The organism is Psychrobacter sp. T6-1, assembly GCF_052258445.1.
Genome location: NZ_JBQQFC010000141.1, coordinates 1 through 6,039 on the forward strand (window position 1 = coordinate 1; position 6,039 = coordinate 6,039).

4 protein-coding genes and 1 pseudogene are annotated in these 6,039 nt (G+C 45.7%); 1 reads left to right on the forward strand and 4 read right to left on the reverse strand.

Annotation, left to right across the window (positions count from 1 at the left end; translation table 11 throughout):
• Positions 1–192: 192 nt before the first annotated feature.
• From ACTXGO_RS08560 to ACTXGO_RS08570, 3 genes are all read right to left on the reverse strand, one after another.
• On the reverse strand, positions 193–1,374 hold the full coding sequence (locus ACTXGO_RS08560) for a thiolase family protein (protein WP_443574053.1): 1,182 nt from the start codon (positions 1,372–1,374) through the stop codon (positions 193–195).
• 147 nt (positions 1,375–1,521) lie between these two features.
• Entirely contained in the window at positions 1,522–2,889 is a 1,368-nt protein-coding gene (locus ACTXGO_RS08565; RefSeq protein ID WP_317200735.1) for a homoserine dehydrogenase, read from the reverse strand.
• 146 nt (positions 2,890–3,035) lie between these two features.
• Positions 3,036–3,866 (reverse strand): thioredoxin fold domain-containing protein, encoded by an 831-nt coding sequence (locus ACTXGO_RS08570; protein ID WP_443542406.1) that lies wholly within the window; start codon positions 3,864–3,866, stop codon positions 3,036–3,038.
• A 457-nt stretch (positions 3,867–4,323) separates the two neighbouring features.
• On the opposite strand from ACTXGO_RS08570, the gene ACTXGO_RS08575 reads away from it, so the two are divergent.
• Positions 4,324–5,247, forward strand: coding sequence for a DUF808 domain-containing protein (locus tag ACTXGO_RS08575; protein ID WP_443542408.1), 924 nt, complete (start codon positions 4,324–4,326; stop codon positions 5,245–5,247).
• 96 nt (positions 5,248–5,343) lie between these two features.
• Here ACTXGO_RS08575 and ACTXGO_RS08580 read toward each other — a convergent pair.
• A pseudogene (locus ACTXGO_RS08580) lies at positions 5,344–6,039 on the reverse strand (Rne/Rng family ribonuclease); the annotation flags it as partial.

Sequence of the window (6,039 nt, forward strand, 5' to 3'; positions counted from 1 at the left end):
TAGCAAAGTGTGCACTCAAGGTAAAAGCGTGTAATAGGCTGTAAAAGCTATAACAAGGTTAGGGTATAAATTAACGCTTTTTTACAACAATAGACAAATGCAAGTATTCTGAGGAGTTTGACCACAAAAAACCGCATGAGCTTATAGCCCATGCGGTTTTTAATTTGACATTAAATTTTAAAGTAGCTTACGTTATGCCATTTCGATAGCGACTGCAACAGACTCACCACCGCCAATACATAAAGTAGCGACGCCTTTTTTGCCACCAGTACGTTTTAGAGAATTAATAAGTGTTACTAAAATACGTGCTCCTGATGATCCTACAGGGTGACCAAGTGCACAAGCGCCGCCTTCAATGTTAACCTTGGCATGGTCAAGATTGAACTCGTCCATAGTGGCCATCGTCACCATAGCAAAGGCTTCATTGATCTCCCAAAGATCGACATCTTCAACGCTCCAGCCGGCCTTTGGCAGTAGATTTTTAATTGCGCCGATATTTGCAATAGTAAATTCACTCGGATGGCGTGAGTGAGAAGCGGTCGCTACAATACGAGCTTGAAAGTCTAAACCTTCAGATTGCGCTTGTGACTCTTTCATTAGTACCACAGCTGCCGCACCGTCTGAGATAGAGCTTGAGTTAGCGGCGGTAATCGTACCATCTTTAGCAAAAGCAGGGCGCAAGGTAGGAATACGTTCTGCATTGGCAAGACCTGGCTCTTCATCGGTATCGACCGTTTGCTCGCCTTTACGGGTCTTAAAAGTCACTGGCGTGATCTCATCTTTAAAATGACCGTCTTTGATGGCTGTAAGCGCACGATTGAGCGATTCAATAGCAAATTCATCCATCTGCTCACGAGTATAGCCTTTCTCATTTGCCATCTCTTGCGCAAAATGTCCCATCAATTTGCCCGTTTCGGCATCTTCTAGGCCATCGATAAAGATATGATCTTTGACTTCTTTATGCCCCATACGATAGCCGCTACGAGATCCAGACATGACATAGGGCGCATTCGTCATTGATTCAAGACCGCCTGCAACTGCAATATCGATACTGCCAGCCTTGATACCATCATGCGCCTGCATGACTGCTTTTAGACCAGATCCACATAGCTTGTTAATAGTAATGGCACCAGTAGCATCAGGTAGACCTGCTTTGCGCATCGCTTGACGAGCAGGGCCTTGACCCAAACCTGCGCTTAGAATACAACCCATGATGACTTCATCAACTTTATCAGGGCTAATACCAGCACGCTCAACCGCCGCTTTGATGACAGCTGCGCCTAGATCTGGAGCGCTTACGTCTTTTAATGCGCCTTGAAAACCGCCCATTGGGGTGCGCGCACCGTTTACAATTACAATCGAGTCATTTGACATTTTATTTATCCTATACTTATTTTATTAAAAAAACGGTACCATTATAATGCGTACCGCTTGAGTGTAAATCAAGTAAGCTGACTATCTAGTGGGCTAAATGGTACTGATCTTGACCAAAAGCCTCAGCCACAAGACTAATTTAATTACTTATGATAATTCATCAAGGCGAATACGAACCACTTTATCTGTGATAGATTCAAGCTGTTCTATTTTTTCAATCGCGACGTTCATTTGCGACTCAACGACAGGCAAAGTCAAGATGATAACAGGCACTTGACCTAACTTATGCGCAGGCTTTTGCAAGATAGCATCGATATTGATACCAGCATCACTAAGTATGCGAGTGATATCGGCCAACACGCCTGGGTGATCAAAAGCATGGACACGCAAGTAGTAGCCTGTTGTCATCTGCTCTGCACGTAGTATTGTCGTATCAGAGAGCTGTTCTGGAATAAAGGCCAAATGCGGAACATATTGGCTGTTGTTAGCGCTATTTGAGTCATCATTACTGCCCAAAACGCGTACCAAATCCATAACGTCTGCCATCACCGCAGAGGCTGTCGCGCCTGCGCCTGCGCCATCACCACAGTACAAGGTTTGCCCCAGCGGGTGCGAGTTGACTAGCACGGCATTTTTGACGCCATTGACATTGGCAAGTAAGGCATCTTGTGGAATGAGTGTTGGGTGTACGCGCAGCTCAATACCGGCATTATCTTCATCTGCATTGCCCTGACTTGCATTGTCTTGCTCGCCTGTACGGCGTACTGCAAAACCTAAATGTTTGATACGGTAACCGAGCTCTTCGGCGTAATTAACATCTTGTAAGGTGATACCTGTGATGCCCTCACAGTATACTTTGTCAAACTGTAGCGGAATACCAAAGGCGATGGAGGCAAGTAGCGCCAATTTGTGCGCAGCATCGATACCTTCAACATCAAAGGTCGGATCCGCTTCTGCATAACCTAGTGCTTGTGCTTCTGCTAATACGTCATCAAAGGGGCGGCCCTTATCGCGCATTTCAGTCATAATAAAGTTGCCTGTACCATTGATGATACCTGCAAGCCAATCTACTCTATTAGCGGCGAGCGCCTCGCGCATAACTTTGATAATCGGTATACCGCCTGCGACTGCGGCTTCATAAGCGACATGTACGCCGTTTGCTTCTGCTAAAGCAAAAATCTCGTTGCCGTGTTCTGCGAGCAGCGCCTTGTTAGCGGTCACTACATGCTTGCCGTTTTTGATCGCATGCATAATGACGTCTTTGGCAAGGGTAGTACCGCCGATGAGCTCTATGACGATATCAACATTATCGCTACTAGCGACCGTCATCAGATCAGCATTTTGCGTAATGCTGCTATCTATATCATCACGCTGACGGCGCGTACCGACCTCGGTAATAATAATGTCGCGACCGCTGCGGCGTTTAAGCTCGTTTAGGTTGTCGTTGATTAGGTGGACTACGCCAGTGCCTACAGTCCCTAGGCCAAGTATCGCTAATTTGATGGGTTTACTCACAGTATCCTCAAGAGGTAGGTTTAGGTTATTAAACAGAACTAAATAATGCTACTAAAAAAAGTATTATTTTAGCGCGATTAGCGGCTCTATCGTATCATACCGACGAGCGCTAATAACGCCTATTGTATACCATTTATAGATGATGATTAATTGGCAGCGGCAACCGCTTGCGCTAACTGATCGGCGGGCAAGTAGCCACCCACTTGTTGACCTGATTCGGTAAAGATAGCGGGCGTTCCACGTACGCCAAGTCTTGCGCCAAGTGCCATTTGATCGGCTACAGGGTTAGTACAGCTTGGCGCTTGTACATTAGCGCCCATCTTTGCCTGATTCATTGCCGCTTTGCGATCTTGACTACACCATACAGACTCCATCTTGGGGACTGACTCCTGACTACGCGGCCATGCTAGGTAGCGCACCTCAATACCGCGCGCATTGATATCTGCCATCTCTTCATGTAGCTTGCGGCAATAGCCACAATCAGCGTCAGTAAAAGCATAAACGACAGATTTTGTCTCCCCAGTAGCAGGGAATATAACCATATCTTTTTTATCGACTGCGGCTAATGCCTGTTTTGCTGAATTGGCAATGAGAGCGCCGCTAATGTCGATAGGTTCAGCGCCGCCCACAGCGACAATCTGCCCTTGAATGATATGCTTGCCCGCCTTATCGGTAAAAAATGCTGGCAAGCCTTCAGCTGTCACCCAATAGATGTCGTCCATATCTGTAGGGATAGCCGATATAATAGTGCCTTCAATACCAGAGGTCTGTAAGTTGCTTTGTAGTGCTTGCACGACTGAGGCGTCGCTATCGGTTGCAATAGGCGTTTGACTCTCTTGCGCTTGTGCGCTACTAATGATGCTAGAATTATTAGTAGTATCAGCCGTATTGTTTGAACAACCCGTGATAGCGACTGTCAAAAGCGCCGCCACCATAGCGGCAGGTAGATTTTTTTGAGCAAAAGATTTTTGAGTCATAGATGGCTTAGCTTTGATAAGAGTTGATAAAGAAAATAGGCTCATAGAGATGTCCTGTAGGTCTATAGACCTAGGCGATTAAGTATAAAACAGTCGTAAATAGTTATGAGAACAAGGGGTTGTAGCGATTATTACAGCCGCCCCAGTACTTGCAAAAGACAGCGCTTGCAAAAAACAAAATAGAGGGAATATATTAGCATAGTTTAATCTATTGAAACTAAAGGCTATTGTATTTTGCCTGCAAGTATCGTACCCAGTGTCTCGCTTTAGTTACCGCTATTAGATACATTTATACTATGTCATATCGCTTTGTGCCTAGGTAATCTGTTGCAAACAGCGATGTGGTTGTAGTACAAAGGATTAAAAAGCACCATATCAGTAAAAGTGTATGTCGTGAGTGTTGCGCTGCTACAGCACTTTTAATTCTAATCTAACTCTCATATTTTAAGGAACGTCCATGGCAGGTGCCAGTTTACTAACTCTTCTCGATGATATTAGCGTGATATTAGATGATGTGTCAGTCATGACAAAGGTCGCTGCCAAAAAAACCGCTGGCGTATTGGGTGATGATCTGGCACTTAACGCAGAGCAGGTCAGCGGCGTCAAAGCAAACCGCGAGTTGCCAGTTATTTGGGCGGTGGCAAAAGGCTCCTTTATCAATAAGCTGATTTTGGTGCCTGCTGCCCTCTTAATCAGTGCTATTTATCCGCCTTTGGTGACCTTTTTGCTGATGTGTGGCGGTCTATTCTTGGTGTATGAAGGCGCTGAAAAAGTTATTCATAGGTTTTGGCCCCATGCCCTGCCGCATGATGAGGAGCACGAAGCACGGCTCGCTGCTAATGCGGATGAAACCGTTGATCTGGTCGCTTTTGAAAAACAAAAGATCAAAGGCGCTATACGTACAGATTTTATTTTGTCAGCTGAGATTATCGTCATCGCTTTGGGCTCTGCTGCTGGTGCCACGTTGTTGCAGCAAAGCTTGGTGCTGTCTATTCTCGCAGTTGCGATTACAATAGGTATCTATGGCCTAGTAGCTGGTATCGTCAAAATAGACGATGCAGGCTTGCACTTAATGGAGCAAGAGGGCACGTTCAAACAAAAACTTGGCAAAATTATGTTTGCCGCTGCACCAAAACTTATGAAGTTTTTGTCGATTGCAGGTACGCTAGCTATGTTCTTGGTTGGTGGTGGCATCTTAGTTCATGGTATTGATTTTCTGCATCATGGCGTAGAGGATTTGGCACACTTGACGGGTATATTTGAGAGCGTAACGACCGCATTATTAAATGGTGTTATCGGCTTTATCATCGGTGCTATCATTGTTGCTATCTTTACTATTATCGGTAAAATGCGCGGTGGTGATAAGTCGGCGGCTCATTAATTATTACCAGATTTTAGACGTTTTTTTATTTCTATAGAGCACAAAAAAGCCCCAAAACTCATATGAGCTTTGGGGCTTGGTTTTGTCAGTTAACGATTAGCTTGTGCTATCGTTGTCATCTGAGCGCTCCTCATTTGAGCCGTTAGCGTCCGCTTGTTCTGCCTGCGTTGGCTTCTTATGCTCTGTTTTTGGCTTACGCGTGCGTGCCTTTGGCACCTTTGGCGTCGTCAGATTAAACATGCCCGTTTGCGGCAATAATTGCTCTGCTACGTTTTCAATCATGTTTTTGTAGCTGGCGATGGTTGTCTTTGATTTACTCGCTTGCGCGTCATCGACAATGTCAGCCGCGTCACTAGAATCGGCTGCGTCTTGCGCCTCATCAGTCTCACTCTGATCTGCATCTGCTAGTAGTGCCTGCTCGCTATCTAAAGTCACGTCGTCTGCCTGTTCTTGACTACTAAGCGCACTCGCCGCAACCTCATCTGCCTCCACATTTTTCTCAGCTTCAGTCCGCTCAGCTTCCACTGAGTTTGATGACTCGCCATCAGTAGTGATATCTGCCTGGTAATCAGGATGCTGACCACGTGGATCATTACTGGCACGTTTACCGATAGCTTTAGGCGTCGCTTTCGTCTTACCTTGGGCTGCTGCAAATTGACTGACAGCCTGAGTCATCGCCTCAAAACGCGCTAAATAGTCAGCGCTCAAAGGCTCATAACCATAATTGCTAAAGTCAAAGTCAGCATCAATAGCTTCAGACTTGCTATCAGCACTTTGTTGTTCAGCACTTTG